Origin of the sequence: Maricurvus nonylphenolicus (assembly GCF_042854845.1) — a bacterium.
In the GTDB taxonomy this organism is placed as follows: Bacteria; Pseudomonadota; Gammaproteobacteria; order Pseudomonadales; family Cellvibrionaceae; genus Maricurvus; species Maricurvus nonylphenolicus.
Genome location: NZ_AP031498.1, coordinates 966,163 through 984,204, shown reverse-complemented (window position 1 = coordinate 984,204; position 18,042 = coordinate 966,163). Strand labels below are relative to the sequence as shown.

General features: G+C 52.2%; 15 protein-coding genes. 9 read left to right on the top strand and 6 right to left on the bottom strand.

Annotation, left to right across the window (positions count from 1 at the left end; translation table 11 throughout):
* Positions 1 to 12: 12 nt before the first annotated feature.
* The 3 genes from ACGHZ6_RS04090 to nhaA all read left to right on the top strand — a co-directional run bounded on the left by ACGHZ6_RS04090 (position 13) and on the right by nhaA (position 4,278).
* Positions 13 to 1,161 (top strand): HlyD family secretion protein, encoded by a 1,149-nt coding sequence (locus ACGHZ6_RS04090; protein ID WP_390617527.1) that lies wholly within the window; start codon positions 13 to 15, stop codon positions 1,159 to 1,161.
* The gene (locus tag ACGHZ6_RS04085; RefSeq protein ID WP_390617526.1) at positions 1,145 to 2,746 is read left to right on the top strand and encodes a DHA2 family efflux MFS transporter permease subunit; all 1,602 of its coding nucleotides are present in this window, start codon (positions 1,145 to 1,147) and stop codon (positions 2,744 to 2,746) included. The genes ACGHZ6_RS04090 and ACGHZ6_RS04085 overlap by 17 nt, the downstream gene beginning before the upstream one ends.
* A gap of 125 nt (positions 2,747 to 2,871) precedes the next feature.
* On the top strand, positions 2,872 to 4,278 hold the full coding sequence (gene nhaA, locus ACGHZ6_RS04080) for a Na+/H+ antiporter NhaA (protein WP_390617525.1): 1,407 nt from the start codon (positions 2,872 to 2,874) through the stop codon (positions 4,276 to 4,278).
* 89 nt (positions 4,279 to 4,367) lie between these two features.
* Here the strand turns inward: nhaA and ACGHZ6_RS04075 are convergent, their stop codons facing one another.
* Together ACGHZ6_RS04075 and ACGHZ6_RS04070 are read right to left on the bottom strand one after the other, a co-directional pair.
* A complete protein-coding gene (locus ACGHZ6_RS04075) occupies positions 4,368 to 5,135 on the bottom strand; it encodes a hypothetical protein (RefSeq protein ID WP_390617524.1) in 768 nt (255 codons plus the stop codon).
* 39 nt (positions 5,136 to 5,174) lie between these two features.
* The gene (locus ACGHZ6_RS04070) at positions 5,175 to 6,347 is read right to left on the bottom strand and encodes a 1-acyl-sn-glycerol-3-phosphate acyltransferase (RefSeq protein WP_390617523.1); all 1,173 of its coding nucleotides are present in this window, start codon (positions 6,345 to 6,347) and stop codon (positions 5,175 to 5,177) included.
* A 95-nt stretch (positions 6,348 to 6,442) separates the two neighbouring features.
* On the opposite strand from ACGHZ6_RS04070, the gene ACGHZ6_RS04065 reads away from it, so the two are divergent.
* Positions 6,443 to 6,931, top strand: coding sequence for a YchJ family protein (locus ACGHZ6_RS04065; RefSeq protein WP_390617522.1), 489 nt, complete (start codon positions 6,443 to 6,445; stop codon positions 6,929 to 6,931).
* 36 nt (positions 6,932 to 6,967) lie between these two features.
* Here ACGHZ6_RS04065 and ACGHZ6_RS04060 read toward each other — a convergent pair whose 3' ends face one another.
* Entirely contained in the window at positions 6,968 to 8,161 is a 1,194-nt protein-coding gene (locus ACGHZ6_RS04060) for an aminotransferase class V-fold PLP-dependent enzyme (protein ID WP_390617521.1), read from the bottom strand.
* Between the two features lie 168 nt (positions 8,162 to 8,329).
* Between ACGHZ6_RS04060 and ACGHZ6_RS04055 the strand changes: the two genes are divergently transcribed.
* The 3 genes from ACGHZ6_RS04055 to ACGHZ6_RS04045 all read left to right on the top strand — a co-directional run bounded on the left by ACGHZ6_RS04055 (position 8,330) and on the right by ACGHZ6_RS04045 (position 11,344).
* Positions 8,330 to 9,379, top strand: a complete 1,050-nt coding sequence (locus ACGHZ6_RS04055) for a DUF3549 family protein (protein ID WP_390617520.1) — start codon at positions 8,330 to 8,332, stop codon at positions 9,377 to 9,379.
* 108 nt (positions 9,380 to 9,487) lie between these two features.
* Positions 9,488 to 10,768, top strand: a complete 1,281-nt coding sequence (locus ACGHZ6_RS04050; protein WP_390617519.1) for a response regulator — start codon at positions 9,488 to 9,490, stop codon at positions 10,766 to 10,768.
* 36 nt (positions 10,769 to 10,804) lie between these two features.
* On the top strand, positions 10,805 to 11,344 hold the full coding sequence (locus ACGHZ6_RS04045; protein ID WP_390617518.1) for a YSC84-related protein: 540 nt from the start codon (positions 10,805 to 10,807) through the stop codon (positions 11,342 to 11,344).
* 225 nt (positions 11,345 to 11,569) lie between these two features.
* Here the strand turns inward: ACGHZ6_RS04045 and ACGHZ6_RS04040 are convergent, their stop codons facing one another.
* Together ACGHZ6_RS04040 and ACGHZ6_RS04035 are read right to left on the bottom strand one after the other, a co-directional pair.
* A complete protein-coding gene (locus ACGHZ6_RS04040; RefSeq protein ID WP_390617517.1) occupies positions 11,570 to 12,052 on the bottom strand; it encodes an EF-hand domain-containing protein in 483 nt (160 codons plus the stop codon).
* 236 nt (positions 12,053 to 12,288) lie between these two features.
* Entirely contained in the window at positions 12,289 to 13,296 is a 1,008-nt protein-coding gene (locus ACGHZ6_RS04035; protein WP_390617516.1) for an aspartate carbamoyltransferase, read from the bottom strand.
* Positions 13,297 to 13,510: 214 nt separating this feature from the next.
* Here ACGHZ6_RS04035 and ACGHZ6_RS04030 point away from each other — a divergent pair, with 214 nt between their 5' ends.
* Positions 13,511 to 14,419, top strand: a complete 909-nt coding sequence (locus ACGHZ6_RS04030; RefSeq protein WP_390617515.1) for a DUF2971 domain-containing protein — start codon at positions 13,511 to 13,513, stop codon at positions 14,417 to 14,419.
* Here the strand turns inward: ACGHZ6_RS04030 and sbcB are convergent.
* Positions 14,416 to 15,858, bottom strand: coding sequence for an exodeoxyribonuclease I (sbcB, locus tag ACGHZ6_RS04025; RefSeq protein WP_390617514.1), 1,443 nt, complete (start codon positions 15,856 to 15,858; stop codon positions 14,416 to 14,418). The genes ACGHZ6_RS04030 and sbcB overlap by 4 nt on opposite strands.
* A 243-nt stretch (positions 15,859 to 16,101) precedes the next feature.
* Between sbcB and ACGHZ6_RS04020 the strand changes: the two genes are divergently transcribed.
* Positions 16,102 to 18,036 carry a PhoX family protein gene (locus tag ACGHZ6_RS04020; RefSeq protein WP_390617513.1) on the top strand — a complete coding sequence of 645 codons (1,935 nt, stop codon included), beginning with the start codon at positions 16,102 to 16,104 and terminating at the stop codon, positions 18,034 to 18,036.
* The last annotated feature ends 6 nt before the right edge of the window (positions 18,037 to 18,042 follow it).

The following is an 18,042-nucleotide window of genomic DNA, read 5'->3' as shown; positions in this document are numbered from 1 at the left end:
TCCAAAGTTTGTATGACCAGTATGAATAAAGCCCTTACTAGCCCCAAAGCGCTTGGCTCTCTTCGCTCCAATATGCGCCCATATATGACGCGGCAAAATAAACGCCGCGCCAAGTGGATTGCGATTGTTGTTGGCCTGATTATGCTCGGCAGCATGATTTATGAGCGCAGCCATACTGTCGCGATTAGTGATGCCCGTATTGCCAGTGATGTGATTGTTATCAGCTCTAACCGCACCGGCTGGATTACCGATTTCCCGGTCAGTAGCGGCCAAAGTGTGGAACAAGGCCAACTGCTGGTACAAATTGATGATCGCGCCGCGCAACTGGCGCTGGCTGAAATCGATGTCGAAATTGCCAGTAAAGATGCCGCCATTGCCCGCTCGCGTAACGAGCGTGTCATGGTTGCCGAAGAGCAGGCCAGCCTGCTGGCCTCACAGCGTGAGAAGGTAAAAAGCGCCTCGGCCAATGCCCGTAAAACCGAGTCCGCCCTGAAACTGGCGCAGAGCAATTTCGACCGCTCCAGCAAACTGCGGGAAAAACAGCTGCTATCAAAAAAACGCTGGGAAGAAGATGAGCTCGCCCTGCAGCAGGCCCGCGAAAACAATCAGCAGGCAGCCTCCAATCTTAATCAGCAAACCGCTGAACTGCGCAAGGTAAAAGCCCAACAGTTGTCCGTACAGTTGCTGGAGCAGAATATCGCCATCATGGAGCAACAGCTTCAGGCGCTGAAACTCAAGCGCGATCAGATGCAGCTTGATGTTGCCGACCGCCAGGTGCGCAGCCCGAAAGATGCCATTATCGATAAAACCTTTGGCAACGTCGGCGAATATATCGCCCCCGGTCGCCGCCTGTTAATGCTGCATGACCCCAGCGATATCTGGATCAATGCCAACGTTAAAGAAACCGAGGTGCGGCACATACGCCCAGGCATGACAGCCGAAGTCATTGTCGACGCCTACCCTGACCACACCTTCAGTGCCACTGTGCGCGGTATTGGCAACGCCACCACCAGTGAATTTGCCCTGCTGCCAAATCCCAACCCCAGCGGCAACTTCACCAAAGTGACCCAGCGCTTACGCATCACCCTGGATATTGAGCAGGTCGAAAACCTGCTAAAACCGGGCATGATGGTTGAGATAAAAATTGACACGCGAACTTAATTCAACGGAAGACTCTGCAGCGCCAAACGCTGACGGCGATACCTTCGAGTCTCTGATTGAACGCTACGGCGACAACTATCGCTGGTTTGCCCTGGGCTCAGTCGGCCTGGGCAGCTTCGGCGCTTTTATTATGTCCACCAGTGTCAATGTCGCCATCCCCGATGTGATGGGGGCCTACGGTATTGGCCAGGATGTGGCGCAGTGGTTGTCGACCAGTTTTCTAGCCGCCTCTACGGTCAGTATGCTGGTGGCTGCCTGGTGCATTGCCACCTGGGGTTTGCGTGTAAGTTATCTACTGCCGTCACTGTTGTTTATTGGTGCTTCGCTGTTAGCCATGTTCAGTAACAGCATCGAGCTAATGATTTTAGCCCGCACCCTGCAAGGGGTGGCCAGCGGCATTTTCCTGCCCTTAGCCAGTTACGTGACAACACGGACCTTCCCGCCGGACAAGCAGGGAATCGGTATGGGCATCTTTGGGATTTTAGCGGTGATGGGCCCCGCCATCGGCCCCTATACCGGCGGTTTGTTAATCGATACCTACGGCTGGAAGTCGGTCTTCCTACTGCCTCTGCCGATGTTGATTGCCAGCCTGCCCCTGTGCCAATTGTTCCTGCCCGAACGCGAACAGGATCAAACCAAGCAACCTCTGGACTGGACCAGCATTGGCCTATTGAGTGTGGGCCTCACGCTATTGTTAAACACGTCCACTAAAGGCCAGGACAAAGGCTGGACCTCGGATTACACCTATATTGGCTTTACCCTCAGTGCCGTGGCAGGTGTACTTTTTGTCTGGCGCCAAAAAATGATCAGTAACCCACTGATGGATCTACGCCTCTATCAGTACCCGGCATTTAGCCAGGCGGCAATCATCTCTTTTGTGTACGGGGTAGTGCTCTATTCCGGTATGTACACGGTGCCGCTGTTTTTGCAGTCAGTGCAATCCATCACCCCCACCGAAGCCGGCTTAACCCTATTGCCCGGCGGCTTAATGATGGCGGTTGGACTGCTGGTGGGAGGCTCGCTGAGCGACCGGGTACCGCCTTATCTGGTGATGTTTGTCGGTTTGGTACTGCTGATCTATTCGTTTGCCGTGATGCACGATGCCAACCGCTTTACCTCCCTGGCCATGATGGCCTGGTGGGTGGCACTGGGGCGCATCGGCATGGCGCTGATGATGCCTGCGATTAACGTCGCCGCCTTTTCCAGCCTGCCGCAAAACCTGCTCAGTCAGGCCTCGGGCACCACTAACTTTTTGCGCCAAATGAGCGGGGCTATTGGGGTAAACCTGATCTCCGTTTATCTGGCGCGCCAAACCAGTCTGCATACCGAGCATATTGTTGCCACCCAACAGGCGGACAACCCGCAAACCCGCATTATGCTCGAAGGGTTAATCCCCGGCCTGCACCAGAGTGGTGTCGACCAGTCCCTGCAAGAGCCCCTGGCGGGCTGGATTCTCACTAACGAGCTCTATCGCCAAGGGCTGACCCTGGCCTTCCAGGACGCCTTTGTCGCTACCGCACTGATATCCATTGTCGCCCTGATCCCCGCCTGGCTGCTAAAACGCGCCATGGCCGCATCCCGATAAATCTCGATATCGAACTTAACAATTCTTGAATACAGCACGCCTAGAATACAACCAAAGTCATCTAGGCAAGCAATTTGCCTGGTATATACTGCTAAAGCTGAGACACGCTGTAATTAAGGATGAATATGCTCAAAATTCCTCTGAATAAATTATCTCGCAAGGGACATGTCTACAATGCGCCCTGGGAAAAGGCCTTTGACCAAGTCCTGACTCCGATCGAGATCTTTATCCACCGTCAGACTACCAGTGGTATTTTGCTGTTCACCTGTGCGGTGGTGGCGATGTTTATCGCCAACTCCGACTACTCCGTCGCCTATGGCAAGTTTCTTAAAACCTACTTCACCCTCAGCTTTGGTGAATGGCAGCTAAGCCTGTCCCTGCACCACTGGATCAACGACTTTGTTATGGCCTGGTTCTTCCTGCACGTAGGCCTGGAATTAAAACGCGAGATCCAGGTGGGTGAGCTGTCGGATGTCAAAAAAGCACTGCTGCCCATCATGGCCGCTATTGGCGGCATGGTCGTACCGGCGAGCTTTTACCTGATGCTCAACCCCTCTGGCCATATGGCGGATGGCTGGGGCATACCCATGGCCACGGATATCGCTTTTGCCATTGGCACCATTGCCCTGCTGGGCGCCAAGGTACCGAAAAGCCTGGTGATGTTTTTGGTCGCCCTGGCCATTGTGGATGACCTTGGGGCCATCGCGGTGATTGCCCTGTTCTACACCCAGGACCTGGATCTTAATGCTCTGATTTATGCCGGTATGACCACGGCTCTACTGATGGTATTAAACCTCGGCGGTATTCGCCGCAGCCTGCCCTACCTGCTGGTGGGCGCCTTCCTGTGGTTGTTCCTGTTAAAGAGTGGCATTCACGCCACCCTCGCCGGTGTGATTCTGGCGTTTACCATTCCGGCCAAACCCAAGTACGACCCGGAAGCCTTTAGTGCCCAGATCAAACGCCTGACCCGTATGTTCGACGGCGCCTATCGTCCCGGTGAAGATATTGTCCGCAACGACCGTTTGCGCTCCTATGTGCAATCACTGGAAAGTGGTGTGCGCCTGGTACAAGCGCCCCTGCAGGTGATTGAACACGCGCTGCACTTGCCGGTTACCTATATTGTGATTCCGATATTTGCCCTGGCCAATGCCGGGCTGCCATTCGAAGTACTCCAGGGTGATGCCTTAACTCACCCCATCACCTTAGGCGTTATTTTCGGCCTGGTGGGCGGTAAGCTGATAGGTATTTCCGGCGCGACCTGGATTGGCTGGAAGATGGGCCTGGGTAAATTACCGGAAGGCTGTAGCTTCCAGCATATTATCGGCGTATCACTGCTCGGCGGTATTGGTTTTACCATGTCGATCTTTATTGCCGAACTGGGTTTTGCCACCAACGCCGAAGATCTATTAATGGCCAAAGCCGGTATTGTGATTGGTTCACTGGTCGCCGGTATCGGCGGCTTCCTGTGTTTGTATTTTGCACCGCATGATGCGACGGCGGAGCCGCAGGAAAATGAAGTGGAGATGACGTAATCCCTAAACAGTCTCCTCCTTTCGTGCAATTCTGCAATTAAAAAAAACGGGAGCCAAAGCTCCCGTTTTTTTAATTCACATATCGCCGATCAGTTAACCCGCAACACACCTTGCTGGCCTGATGCACCGGCTGATCCCTGCAGACCCGACTGTCCGCTGGTAGCGCCGTCTCGGGAGTAGAGCCAACAGGACTTTTCTACACCGCCTTTACCGGCCAAGCCACCCTGGCCACCGTCACCGCCAGCGCCGCCGGACTGAATCACGTCGATCACTTCCAACGCACGGGAGTCACTTAGACGCAACGTCAGGTTACCGCCATCACCACCACGGGCGCCCTGATGGCCTGAACCACCACTGGTGCCTTCACTGGAATTGCTCCAGCCAAAACAACCGGCCTGATTGCCGTCTTCGCCAGGTACACCGTTCCAGCCGCTGCCACCTTGGCCGCCACTGATATCGATGACGAGATTTTCTATATTCAGCTCTTTAATGGTCAGAGTTAGATCCAGACCACGACCACCATCAGTCCCCACTCGGCCCTTGGCCCCGCGACCACTGATAATACTGCCATCGGCAAAGCTGGCTTGATCAATCACCAAATTAAATGTTTCGGAGCGAGGGGCAATGGTTAAACGTGCGCCGCTCTCCATGGTTAGCTGCTGCAAATGCAGCTCACTGACATGTCTCGGTACCAGTAAGGTGCTGCCACTGGCTAATACAACACTTAACGATTGTTGCTCACTGGCTGAACTGGGTAGGCGCAGCAGTTCACCACTGGCCAGCGTCAGAGGCTGTGCCTGCAACGAAGAGGTCGCCGCTACCAAACACAGGGAGGCCATCCATTTTGATAATCGCATAGTGTTAAGTCCTTGTTAGTATTTATTGTTCTTTTCTGTCTATTGCTCTACTTGCGCGTCTTGCTCAGCCAACTCTTTACTGACAATAGGGTTGGCGTAAGCGGCCAAGAAAATATCACGTTGCGCCGGAGGAATATGTGCCAGACGCTCTTCGAACAGCTTTTCTTCCACTGCATAATCAGCAGCGACAAAATCCTCACCCTTTTGAGAAACCGGATAGGTGGATTTTTTTGCGTGCAGTTTTTTGTAGGCTAAATGGTTACTGGGGTGCAGCACATAGTTATCCCACACCTGACGATCAATTTCTGCTGCAACTTGATCGGCGTTTTCAAAGTCAGCCTTCAACACATCACCGAATGCCACGTGGACATGGCCTTTCTCGCCGGCAATACCGGCAGCAATACTGGCAATATCCTCGTGTTCGTCTTTTTCGTACTCACCGTGCTCTTGATGCGCATACAGTTCTTGGGCTTTGGCGGCATCACAGGGATCCCACTCGTAGGAAATAGAGACTGGCACAATATTGAGCTCACGCACATACTCGGCAAAAGGCTGTGGCTTAGGTCGGTTTAGCGCCAACATCGATACAATCGCAGTGTTGGTTTTATCCAAACCGTCTTTGGCGCGCCCCTCGCGCTGGGCAATCCAGATGTTGCTGCTTTCTTCATTGACGGAGTGGTGAATAAACGCCGACAAATGTTTTGCCGCCTTGAGCTTTTCACGCGGTGCCGTAGCAGAGCGATTCACAATAAAGCTTTTGTTTAAGCGCATCAGATCGGAAACGTAATCTTTGGTCAGCAGGTTATCACCGATGGCGATACGCACTGTGTCCAAACCATTGTCATTGAGCACCAGATTAACGAAGGCTGGGTCCATGGCGATATCGCGGTGATTACTGACAAACACGTAGGATTTACCAGGCTCCAACTTATCGATACCCGATACGGTCAGTTCCGATACCCGCTGGGTAATCATCTTGCGCATATATTTAGCGACGATCATTTGCAGATCGTAAACGCTGTTCACCCCAGCCAATTGGCTTTTCAACACGCGGCTGACAATGGGGTTGATCAACCATGGCAGCAGTTTACCAAGGCGCGGGAATCTCAAACTGGAAACAGCCTGAATCAACTCCGGGTTGGTCAGGATCCGATCCAGAACAGGACGCACTTCGCTGTCGTTGTATGGGCGAATATCGTCAAACTTACTCATATTATATGTACTGCGTTTTAGCTAAAATCTGGCCCTAGGCCCTACACCTAAAATAAGCCGCTCAACATACCTAAAATGACTGTGAATTACCACTGATGATCACCTCTGCAAGCCAATGCCCCTGCGGTAGCCAGCGCCAATACGGCCAATGCTGTGAACCCCTGATCACCAATCAGCAACCGGCGGCAACCGCCGAGCTACTGATGCGATCGCGCTACAGTGCCCATGTTGTTGCCAGCCAGGAACCCTGCGCCATTGATTACTTAATGAACACCTGGGCGACCGAGCAGCGTCAACATATTGATCGTGCCGCAGTTGAAGATTGGGCGGTAAACTCGCAATGGCTTGGGCTGACCGTGGTCAGTCATACCCCCAAGGGTGATAACGCTAGCGTAGAATTTGCCGTCAGTTATCGCACGGCCGATGGCAGCCCGCATATTCACCGCGAACTGTCACAGTTTCGCCGCGATCAGGGCCGCTGGTACTTTGTGGAAGGAGAAGAGCCCAAGGGTCAGGTGCCAGGTCGCAACAGTCCCTGCCCCTGTGGCAGCGGTAAAAAGTACAAGCGCTGCTGCGGGGCCTAGATTGCTACAACGTTTGGCCGATGGCTTATTTAAGTCTTACTTAACTTCATCAAGGGCTTCGGTGAGTGCCAGCATGGAATCTTCCAACTGCTCATCACACAGATAAGGTGCAGGCCCCAGGCGCAACCAGTGGCCGCGGTAGTCGGTATGCACCCCGCGATCACGCATCTTCTCCGACAGGGATCGGGCATGCGGGCTCTTCAATGCCAGAAAGCCTCCCATATATTCCACATCCACCGGCAGGTGAATCATTTCCTTGGGTAAATCCAGGGCCAGAAACTCGCGGGCCAACAGGTTGAGCTGATGGTGGTTTATTTCAAATAAAAAGTCCGGTGTCAGCTGCCACTGCTGAAAATGTTCCAGCACTTTGCAGCCGCGGAAATAAGGCAAGGCATCAACGGTTGATCCGTTAAAGCGGGAGGCATCATCGGCGTAGGCGATGGGTGTGGCGGCCGGGTTATCGTAAATAGGATCAAAACAACCAAACCAGCCGGTTACCTTGGGCCGAAAATCGCGCCCCGGCGGTACATGCATAAAGCAGGTACCGCTGCCCATCTGGCAGTATTTGGCACCACCGCCCACCACAAAGGCCTGGTGCAAATTGTAATCTTCCAGGGAGAAAGGCAGCACATTGACACTCTGGTAAGCATCAACAAACAGTTCTGCCCCGAACTTCTGGCAAACCGGTAACAGGGTATCGAGCTCGAGAGTCTGGTGACCGGATTCATAGCTAACCGACGACAGACACACCGCCGCAGTCTTGTCGTTAATCTTGCCGGCTATACGCTCGACCAGATCACTGGCGGGCTCAGAGGCAACAGTGACTATCTCTACCCCCTCTTCAGCAATACGGCCCAGTTGACGGCGAATCGACGGGGGCTCTGAGTCCGTGGTAATAATACGCGGACGCTCGGCAAGGGGCAGGATCGACAAAAAGCGGACAAACAGGTCGTGAATACTGGAAGCCAAGGCGATATTTTCCGCCTCATCATCGATCATTGCGGCAAAGCCTTCGCGCAGGGTGTATGCCTTATCGAAGACTTTCTCCCAACGTTCTTCTCCGTATTTACTCAAGCATTCCCAGTGTTCCTGGTACGCCTGCTGCGCTACATCAGGTAGGGCCTGGTGAGTATGGCCCGTTAACTGAATCCGCTGGGCGACCGCAGAACTGCGATAGGCATTGGCCAGCTTATTGGGAGATTGGGTGAGATCCTGAAGACTTAAACTCAAAAGTTGCTACCTTACCGCTCTATAGGAATACGGACGTTGCAGTGTTATTTTTTATGTACATTATAGGGCACCTTAGCCGAAATAGCGTGAGTAGTCTTGCCATAGCCGGGCTGTGTACAATAGCGCTCCTTTGATTCTCTTTATTGCTCTGCACACCCGAGGTACTTAATGACGGCCACGATCGCTGAATTTCTCGACAAGATGGGCGTAGTTGCCCGCTATTTTGACTGCGGCCGCCGTATTCAGGAAATCCCCAGCAAAACCATGCAGCAGTTTGAGGATGGCGATATCGCCTACCCTCACCCCTACCTGCATCACGCCTGGCTGGGATTACTGTTTTGGGATCCACAAGCCCCGGATATGCCGCTGCTGTGGTTTCTGAAATTCCCCCTCGATGAGCAGGCCAAACTGGTACCGGCAGCACGCAATGAATTCCTCAAACAGCTACTGGTCACCGTAGGCCACAATCTGCAGGCTATCCAGGATGGTGAAAAAATGCAGGGGATTCTGGACGGTAACCCCTATACCTTCACCCCCACTCCTGAGCGCCAGGCGAGTATGCACGCCACCGCTAAACAGGTGATGCAACTGCAGCCCAGCGATCACTACCCGATCGCCTGTGACTATCTCAGCAGCGACTTAAGTCAATGGCAGGGTGTTGCCGTACAGGGGCTGGCCGATGTCGCCCAACACTGGCAACAGCACCAGAGTGAGCTGATTAACGCCATGCCCAATTTGCCGCAAGAACCTCTATTGGCCCTGTGCCAGTGCCTGGAGAATCACAAACTCTCCGGTGCACTGAGCAAGGCGATTACCGAGCGCATCAGCCGTGAGCGCGAGCAGCAGGCGCCACAGGGATCTGTGATTGCCGCCCTGGTACGTGCCATATCTGCCAGTCAGGCCAAAGAATTACGTCAGCGCTGCCTGCAAAGCCTGCTGCTGGATGAGCAAACCACAGACATCGAAGTGCTGGCCGCTATCGCCACTCGCTGCCATCAGGATCTGCAAGACCCGCTATTGTGTATGCCGTTTTTGGAACGATTGGCACAACATCCACAGGCCACCTTTAATCGTGTGCTGGCCGATGTGTTATTTTTACCCGAACTGCGCAATCATATTCTCGCTTGCTTCCGAGCAGGTGAACGCTCACAAACGTTGATTGCCGCCATTGGCGGTTTATTGAACCCTGGTGGTTCGACACAGTCCAATCAGCACTAAGGGTCTACAATAAAGCCATGTGGCACAGAAAAGCGTAACAGTAATCCCTTACAGTTTCTCTTTTTAAGGCCGTTACAGGACTACCATACAGGGACTGGCAACACATCTATGAAAATCTTGGTTGTAGAGGACAGTGCGACCCTTCGTCACGCGATGGGGGGTTATATCACCAATGCAGGCCACACACCTGTTTTCGCCAAGAGCGGCGAAGAAGGCCTGCAGATGTTGGAAAACACTGCCTTTGACATGATTATCATGGATGTTGAAATGCCGGGGCTAAACGGCTTTGAAACCACCCGGTTAATGCGCGAGTGGTTAGGCGATCACTGGATTCCCATTATTTTTGTCACCGGCAAAAGCGAAGAAGAAAGCTTCGCCGAAGGTATAGAAGCCGGTGGGGACGACTATCTGATCAAACCGGTAAGCCCGGTCATTCTCAAGGCTAAAATCAGCGCCCTGGGTCGCATCAGCGAAATGCGCGACCAGATGCAAAAGCTCAATGAGGAACTGGAAAAACTCAGCCAACGCGACAGTTTAACCGGTTGTTACAACCGCAGAACCTTTCTGGAGCAAGCCAGGCAACAATGGTCACAGGCCTCACGTGGTCAAACTCCTATGGCCCTGATGATGCTCGACATCGACCACTTTAAGCTCTACAACGACCACTACGGCCACCCCGCCGGTGATAGCTGCATAACTCAGGTTGCCAAAGCCCTGCAGGAAAGCGTCAAGCGCCCTTACGATTTACTGGCCCGCTATGGCGGGGAAGAATTTATTTTACTACTGCCAGAGACGGATCTGGCCGGTGCCCGCCGTGTTGGAGAAACCATTCGCCAAAACATTGCACGCCTGGGTGTGCGCCATGCGGCCTCGAAAACCAGTAACCTTGTCACTGTGAGTATCGGTTGTTCAACCAGTCACTTCACCACAGGCCGAACCCTGGAAGACCTGATCAACCACGCCGACCAGATGCTCTACCAGTCAAAATCCGATGGTCGTGACCGCTTAACCCTGGAAGAATTCTCACCCCACAAGACCGTATTGATTGCCGATGACGATGCCGATACCTTGGCACTGATCAGCGATCAGCTTCAGGACCACTGCAATATTGTCACCACCGACTGCGGCCACGATTGCCTGGAACTGGCCAAAGAATTACAACCGGATTTAATTTTAATGGATATTCGTATGCCGGAAATGGACGGCCCGGATATCTGTCGTCAGCTGCGGGCCGAGAATCGAACCGCAAGCATTCCGGTGATTTTTATTTCCAGCATGGATCGCAGCGAACAGGTAAGCCTGGGCAAACAGGTAGGTGCGAATGACTGTTTGGAAAAACCCCTGGATGAGAAACAGTTAGTCGCCAAGGTTAATCGCTTTTTGCTGTAATAGCGTCCGTTTTACAGTGTTAGAGGTTTTCTTACTATGCGTGTGCAATATCTTCTCACAGCCCTGTTACTGGCCTGCCTGAGTAACATCAGTCTTGCTGCCTCGAAAGTCGAAATCGATGCGCGTATTGACGCTACGCTTAACGAATTCTATCAACACGTCCCGGAAGGAAAGGCCTTGGCGAGAAAAGCCAAAGGGGTTTTGATCTTCCCGCAAGTCATTAAAGCAGGCGTTGGTATCGGTGGTGAATACGGTGAAGGCGCACTGCAAATTGGCGGCAAACCTGTGGCCTACTATTCCACAGCGGGCGCATCCATTGGCTTTCAGTTGGGAGCCCAAATGAAATCGCAGATTATTTTGTTTATGGATACCCAAACGTTACAACAGTTTCGCAATAGCGAGGGCTGGAAAGTTGGTGTCGATGGCAGTGTCGCTATCGCCGAGTTTGGTGCCGGCAAGGATTTGGACAGCAACACCCTTAAGCAACCGGTGATAGGTTTTATCTTTTCCAACAAAGGTTTGATGTACGACCTCAGCCTGGAAGGCTCAAAGTTCACCCGCATTATTCGCGAATAACTCTCCCCTCAAAAAGCAGCCCTTAAAAAGCAGCCCTTAAAAAGCAGCCCTTAAAAAGCAGCCCAAAAACAAAACAGGCTTTGCCCCTGCGGACAAAGCCTGTTGGTTACATCTTGTTGTTGTTTTCTCTCCAATAAGTCGACTGCTTTTGCAATCTACAGCTTACGCTGTATTTCTTATTGTTTATTGTTGTTCGACTACTACTTACTCAACTTATTCGTTTAACTATTCGTTTAATTCGCGCCGAATACAAAACCACAATAAACAGTGAGAGACTTTGGTGGGAGCGGCCTGCTCAACACCAATTTCCTGAGCCGTTAAGGTCCCGTCACCGTTGCGATCAATACTGGAAAACATGCCCATATAAGAGCTGTATTCATCCTGGGTCACCAGGCCATCGTGATTGATATCGAGTTTAACGAAGCGGGATTTTAGCAACGCCTGACGCTTGGCCGCATCGGTGCGTTCATATTCCTCAAAACTGATACCACCGTTATTATCACCATCCATGCGGTTAAACAGATTGAGCTTTTTATCGGTTACTTCGCGTTGAGTAATGCGTGCATCACCATTGGCATCATATTTTGCCAGCAGCCAATGTCCTGGTGACTGTCCCTGTAGACTGGCTTGTTCCTCGCCAGTAGCAACGCCTGCACTCAACAATGCCAGCAGGGCCGCCAGCAAGGCTGTCATGGTCAGGGTTTTCATTGTCGGCCTCTCAAGGGTTGTGGTCAGGCTACTGCTTGATGCCCTAGGTTAATTAGTGCTGACAGCAGTCTAACCTAACCACTTTGCCTTAAAGCGGATCAAATTCACAATAAAATCAACGCCTTAAACCAATAAGGTCTAGTGTTACTGAAATTGATAACCAGGCCGCTCTAAACCTGTGAAACAGGTATAAAAAAGGGGCTTGTCGCCCCTTTAATCGTCATAACAACTGGCCTTTAGCGCCCGCTATACCAATTGACATCCCTTGCATGCTTGTCGACCTGGTCCACTACATCCAGTACCAGCGCAAACAGGGCCATTCTTACCAAAATACCGTTATCGGCCTGACGGAAGATCGCCAGGTTGGGGTTCTGGTTAAGGTCATTATCCAACTCATTGGCATCCTCGCGTGAATCGCGGGGCAGCGGGTGCATAATCACGGTATTAGGCTCGCAATACTGGGTATAGATCGCCTGATTCAGGCGGAAGCGACCGCGGTAGGTATCGGCCTCCTCCTTGGAGTGGAATCGTTCTTCCTGGATACGAGTGGCGTAGGCAATATCCACATGGCCAATACCGTGCGCCAGGTCATCGGAAATCACTACATCGTGACCCACACTGCGCAGGCGGTCGACCAGGTAATTGGGCATTGCCAGCTCAGGTGGTGACACCAAGGTCACGTGGACATTGTCAAACAAGGTCAGCAAACGGCAGAGGGAGTGAACGGTACGGCCGTATTTCAAGTCACCGATCATGGCGATACGCAGGCCATCCATGGTGCGGCCTCGACCTTCCATCTCCTTGCGGATAGTGTACAGATCCAGCAACGCTTGCGTCGGATGCTCATTGGAACCATCACCACCATTGATCACCGGCACTCGACTGGCTGCGGCAAACTCGGCCACGGAGCCTTCCTGCGGGTGGCGCATACAGATCACATCGCTGTATCCGGACAGGACGCGTGCGGTATCGTAGAGGGATTCCCCCTTGGCAATCGCGGAGCTCTGGAAGCCTGTGGTCTCACGCACTTCACCGCCAAGCAGGTTAAAAGCACAACCAAAACTGACACGGGTACGGGTACTGGGCTCGAAGAACATATTGCCCAAAATAGCGCCCTCTAATACCCGGGTAACCCGTTTGCGCAGGGCGTAAGGTTCCATGGCATCGGCGACGCTAAAAACGCGCTCAATATCTGATCGCTGAAACTGCTCAATGGATAAAATATCAGCGCCAGTAAACTCCACGCGCACCCCCTTTTTGTGATTGGTCTGTAATGTGCGCCTATTGTAGCCGCACAGCGATTCTGGCGCTATGCGATGAGGCTATAGAAAGGCATTTAACTAGCAGGAGCCGCTGCCGATAACTAGTATTACCCCTATCGCCGGGCTAGAATAGCCCCATAATATAGAGAATAAAATACCGACTGTCCCCAAGGGGATGAACGTTTAAGGAAGTCGAGTGGCTGCACATACACCCGAAACACTGGTCAAATATTGCACAGCGGATACCGCCCAGAAAATCCTCTCTAGCCAGACGCTGCGCTGGAGTGCACCTCACCAGTATTCAGACCCCTTTGAGCTGACTCACGAAACTCAGCTCAATTTTGACCCACATGTTCTTCTGCAGGCGGCCATTAAAATGGCCAGCGCCATGATTTTTGGTAAGGATGCCCCGCGAGGCGGCACACCACTGATGGCCGCCATTCGTCGCTGGCGTGATGAAGAGCGTTTTGCCTCCCCCGAGGAAGCCGAAGATGTTTTGCGAGAGCTACTGTCACAGGTAGTTGACCAACGTCAGGCGATTCTCGATCAGGTGATGACCGACTGGCGCAAGTTCGCTCGCACCCTGCGGATCTGTAGTTTCAGCGCCAAACCCGACAACCTGTCGGCATGGCAAAACTTTTCAGACAATCACCGCGGTGTAGCGATTCGCTTCCAAAGTGGAGAATTTACGGCACTGCCTAAACCCCGCAAAGTGGAATACAGCACAGTTCGCCCTGAAATCACCACCTTGAAAGAGCAGATGTCTGCGGTCATGAACAGCGAACGCGTGGTGCCCCAGGAACATTTCTTTGAGAAATTTACCTGCAAACCCGCCACCAGTGCAGGTGAGCAGGAATGGCGCTGCTTCCAGCAAATCAAGGAAGACTTGAACGCGACCAGCGGTGGCGATCAGGTTTGGCACAACGACATCAAGTTTGAACGCAGTGAAATTACCGCGGTCTATTTTGGCGCGTTTACGCCGATCAAAATCAAACGTGAGATTTTTGATCTGGTAAAAGAGAAATACAGCCAGGCCAAGATCTTTCAGGCCAAAGCGGTTAGTGGTAAATACGAAATTGAGTTTGAGCGTATTACCAAGCGCTAAACCTTTCCGTTCACAGTAGTCATCAAAGCTTCAGCATAATCTTCCAGCGCCGACAGGATTTCCTGCTTGTCGGCATTCAGGCTGGCATCGCTGCCCAGCGCAGCCAGGCGCTGGCGAAACTCTTCATAGGTTAAATTGCCTTCTGCCGCCGGGTCCGTTAAACGGGCCTGGCGAAACTGTTGCCACTGCTGTTGCTCATCGGCTGTCAGAGTGTGATTAAAATGTCTGGCCCGGTAGCGAAATAACATTTCCCCCAAGCGCTTATCATGGAAAGCAAAGGTTTGCCCAGCCAATTGCTCTGGGGTAGCTCGACGCACCGCTTCACAGGTCGCCTTGTCAGCATCATTAAGAAAGCCGTTGTACAACTGCTGTTCTGGGTCATTAGGCGTTTCAAAATTAGACTCGCCAAATACCTGCTGTAACTTCTGCCGCAAATCTACTCCCTTCAGCATTTGCCAGTGTTTCTCACACTTCCCCATATCAATCTGTAACCGATTCTGGGATGCCGGATCGAGTAACTTTACGGTGGTTAACACCGGGCATTTATTTAAGTGAACCACTTTAAGCGGTAAACGGCTAACGCCTTCCGGCAAATCTTCAGTACGGGTAAAAATCCGTTCACGAATTTGCTCAACGCTTAAATCAAACAACGGCGTAGGATCTTCACTGAGGTTGAATACAATCACACCGTTGCTGTTGGTTGGGTGCATGGCCAGTGGCGAGACCACTGCGGCACAACCGTTTTCTGCGGGAAACATGGAAGAAATATGCAGTAGCGGTTTGCGGTTAATAATATCGATTAACTCAGCCACTTTGCGCTTGGCGCGCAGATCAAATACATATTTATACAACTGCGGCTGACGATCTTTAATCAGCTTGGCTACACCGATAGTTGCATGTACATCCGATAAAGCATCGTGTGCGGCTTCGTGACTTAAGCCGTTGGCAACGGTTAAGTTCTCGAGTTTAAAACTCGGCAGCCCATCTTCGCGCAAAGGCCATTCAATACCGTCGGGGCGCAAGGCTTTGGTCAAACGCACCATATCGATAATATCCCAACGCGAATTGCCGTTGCGCCATTCACGCTCGTAGGGGTCGTAGAAATTGCGGTACAAGGTATAGCGGGAAACCTCGTCATCAAAGCGAATGGTGTTGTAACCCACACCACAAGTTCCCGGCAGCGCTAATTCCGCATGAATAGCGGCGATAAATTCTGGCTCGGATAAACCTTCGCTAAGAGCCAGCTGCGGAGTTAAGCCGGTAACCAAACAGGCTTCCGGTTTGGGTAAAAAATCATCAGTCGGTTTGCAATAGATCATCAAGGGCTCACCGATGATATTTAAGTCCTCATCGGTGCGAATACCGGCAAACTGTGACGGCCTGTCTTTAGCGGGTACTTCTCCCCAGGTTTCATAGTCGTGCCAGTAGAGGGTTGTCATTGCCTTGTTCTCCGTGCGAGTTACTAGAAGCAATGTAACATTCTTAGGTTACAGGAGCTATGGCACCTTGGTGCGAGTTTTGAGCCCCCGTTTTTGTGAACTGGTTTGTCCTCAGCAGTAACGCAACATTCCCTTAATCATACGGCAATACTTTGTGCTTAGTTTTAGCGGCGGATGATGTTTGAGCAACTCCTTTAAATCTAGCAACAGCAATATAACGACAGTCCATGGAGGACTACAGCCGTGATTAACGATAGCAAAACGATAGATAACGCTCAGCTACACGACCAACAGGAAGATATCCCATCAAACCCGTCTGGAAACCGTCCATTTAATGAGGTTCTGGATTCCAATATGTCTCGCCGGAAAGTCGTAGGCGGCAGCCTCGGCCTTGCCGTTACCTCTTTTCTGGCCCCCAATGCCTTTGCCGGCTTTAAAGACGATTACAGAGACTGGTGGTCAAAAGGCAACAAATCCCGCCATCATGGCGAACTGGTCGACTTTGAACCGGTGAAAATTGCCGACGTGATTGATACCACCATGCCAACCATCTCGGAAGACTATGAGTACCAAGTGCTGATTCCTTGGGGCTCCCCCATCGAGCCAGGTGCTACCACTGAATATCTGGGGCAGCCCGACAGCCGCCCGTCTTCTCAGGAAGCCGCATTACAGACCGGGTTGGGTCACGACGGCATGTGGTTCTTCTCCAGCGACCACCGCGATTACGTGAAATTTGGCCGCCATTTCCGTCCCCGTTGTGATGAAGGCATGCTGTGTGTGAACCATGAATACGGCACCAATAATCACGCCCTCGGTAAATCGCAGCCAGAGAACCTTGAGGATGTACGCCTGTCGCAGAATGTCCACGGAGTATCTGTAGTAAAAATTAAATGTAACCGTCGCGGTCACTGGCGTGTTGTTAAAAGCAATCATTCTCGCCGCATCACCGCCAACACCCCGGTAAGTTTCTCTGGCCCGGCAGCAGACTCAGCGCTGCTACAAAACCCAAACGGCAATATCCCGTTAGGCACAATCAATAACTGTGGCTCAGGCCCAACGCCTTGGGGCACCTACCTGACCTGTGAAGAAAACTTTAACGGTTATTTCGGCGCGTCTTTGGGGTTAGTCCCCACTGAAGAACAGGAACGTTACGGTTTCTCTGATCAAGGTTTTGGCTATGGCTGGTATCAGTTCGACAAACGCTTTGATCTCAGTAATAGCGACTATGCCAACGAACAACACCGCTTTGGCTGGATTGTCGAAATCGATCCATTCGACGGCACCCAAAAACCTGTTAAGCGCACTGCACTGGGCCGCTTTAAGCACGAAGCCATTGCCATCGCCGAGAGCCGCAACGGTCGCATCGCCGCTTATATGGGTGATGACCAGCGTTTTGATTATTGCTACAAATATGTGTCCAACAAGTCTTGGAAATCCGCCATTCATGACGGCGAAAGTCCACTGGATGACGGCAAGCTTTACGTTGCTCGTTTTGATGACGATGGCACCGGCGAATGGCTGGAGCTCAGCATCGATAACCCGGTACTGGCCCAGCGCTTTGACTCGCAAGCCGAAGTCTTAATCTATGCCCGTATTGCCGCCGATCTGTTAGGCGCTACACCAATGGATCGCCCGGAATGGACCACCGTCGGTAAACATGGTGAGGTTTACTGGACGCTGACTAACAACAGCCAGAGAACCGAGCCCAACGCTGCCAACCCCGAAGCCCCCAACAGCGACGGCCACATTATTCGCACCCTGGATATGGATGATCATCTGGGCACCCGTTTCCAGTGGGAGATCTTCTTGCTCGCCTCTTCTACCCGCGGCACAGAGAATGTGTTCACTGACCCAGATGCGGCCTATATCGACCCGCAAGGTAGGCTGTTTATTGGTACCGATGGCAGCCAACCGGATGGACTGCAAGACCAGTTGGTTGTCTTTGATACCAATAAAGATAACCCCGAGCCCAAGCGTTTGCTGGTGGGTGTGAGCAGTGATGAGATCACCGGTTTCACCATGACCCCGGATCAACGCACGGCGTTTGTGAATATCCAACACCCGGGTAATGGCTCGCCGAGCGCAACTAATTTCCCAGCCTCTTTTGACGGCGTCACTATTCCGCGTGACTGTACGCTGGTGATTCGTCGTAAGGACGGGGGCATTATTGGTTCTTAGGAAAAG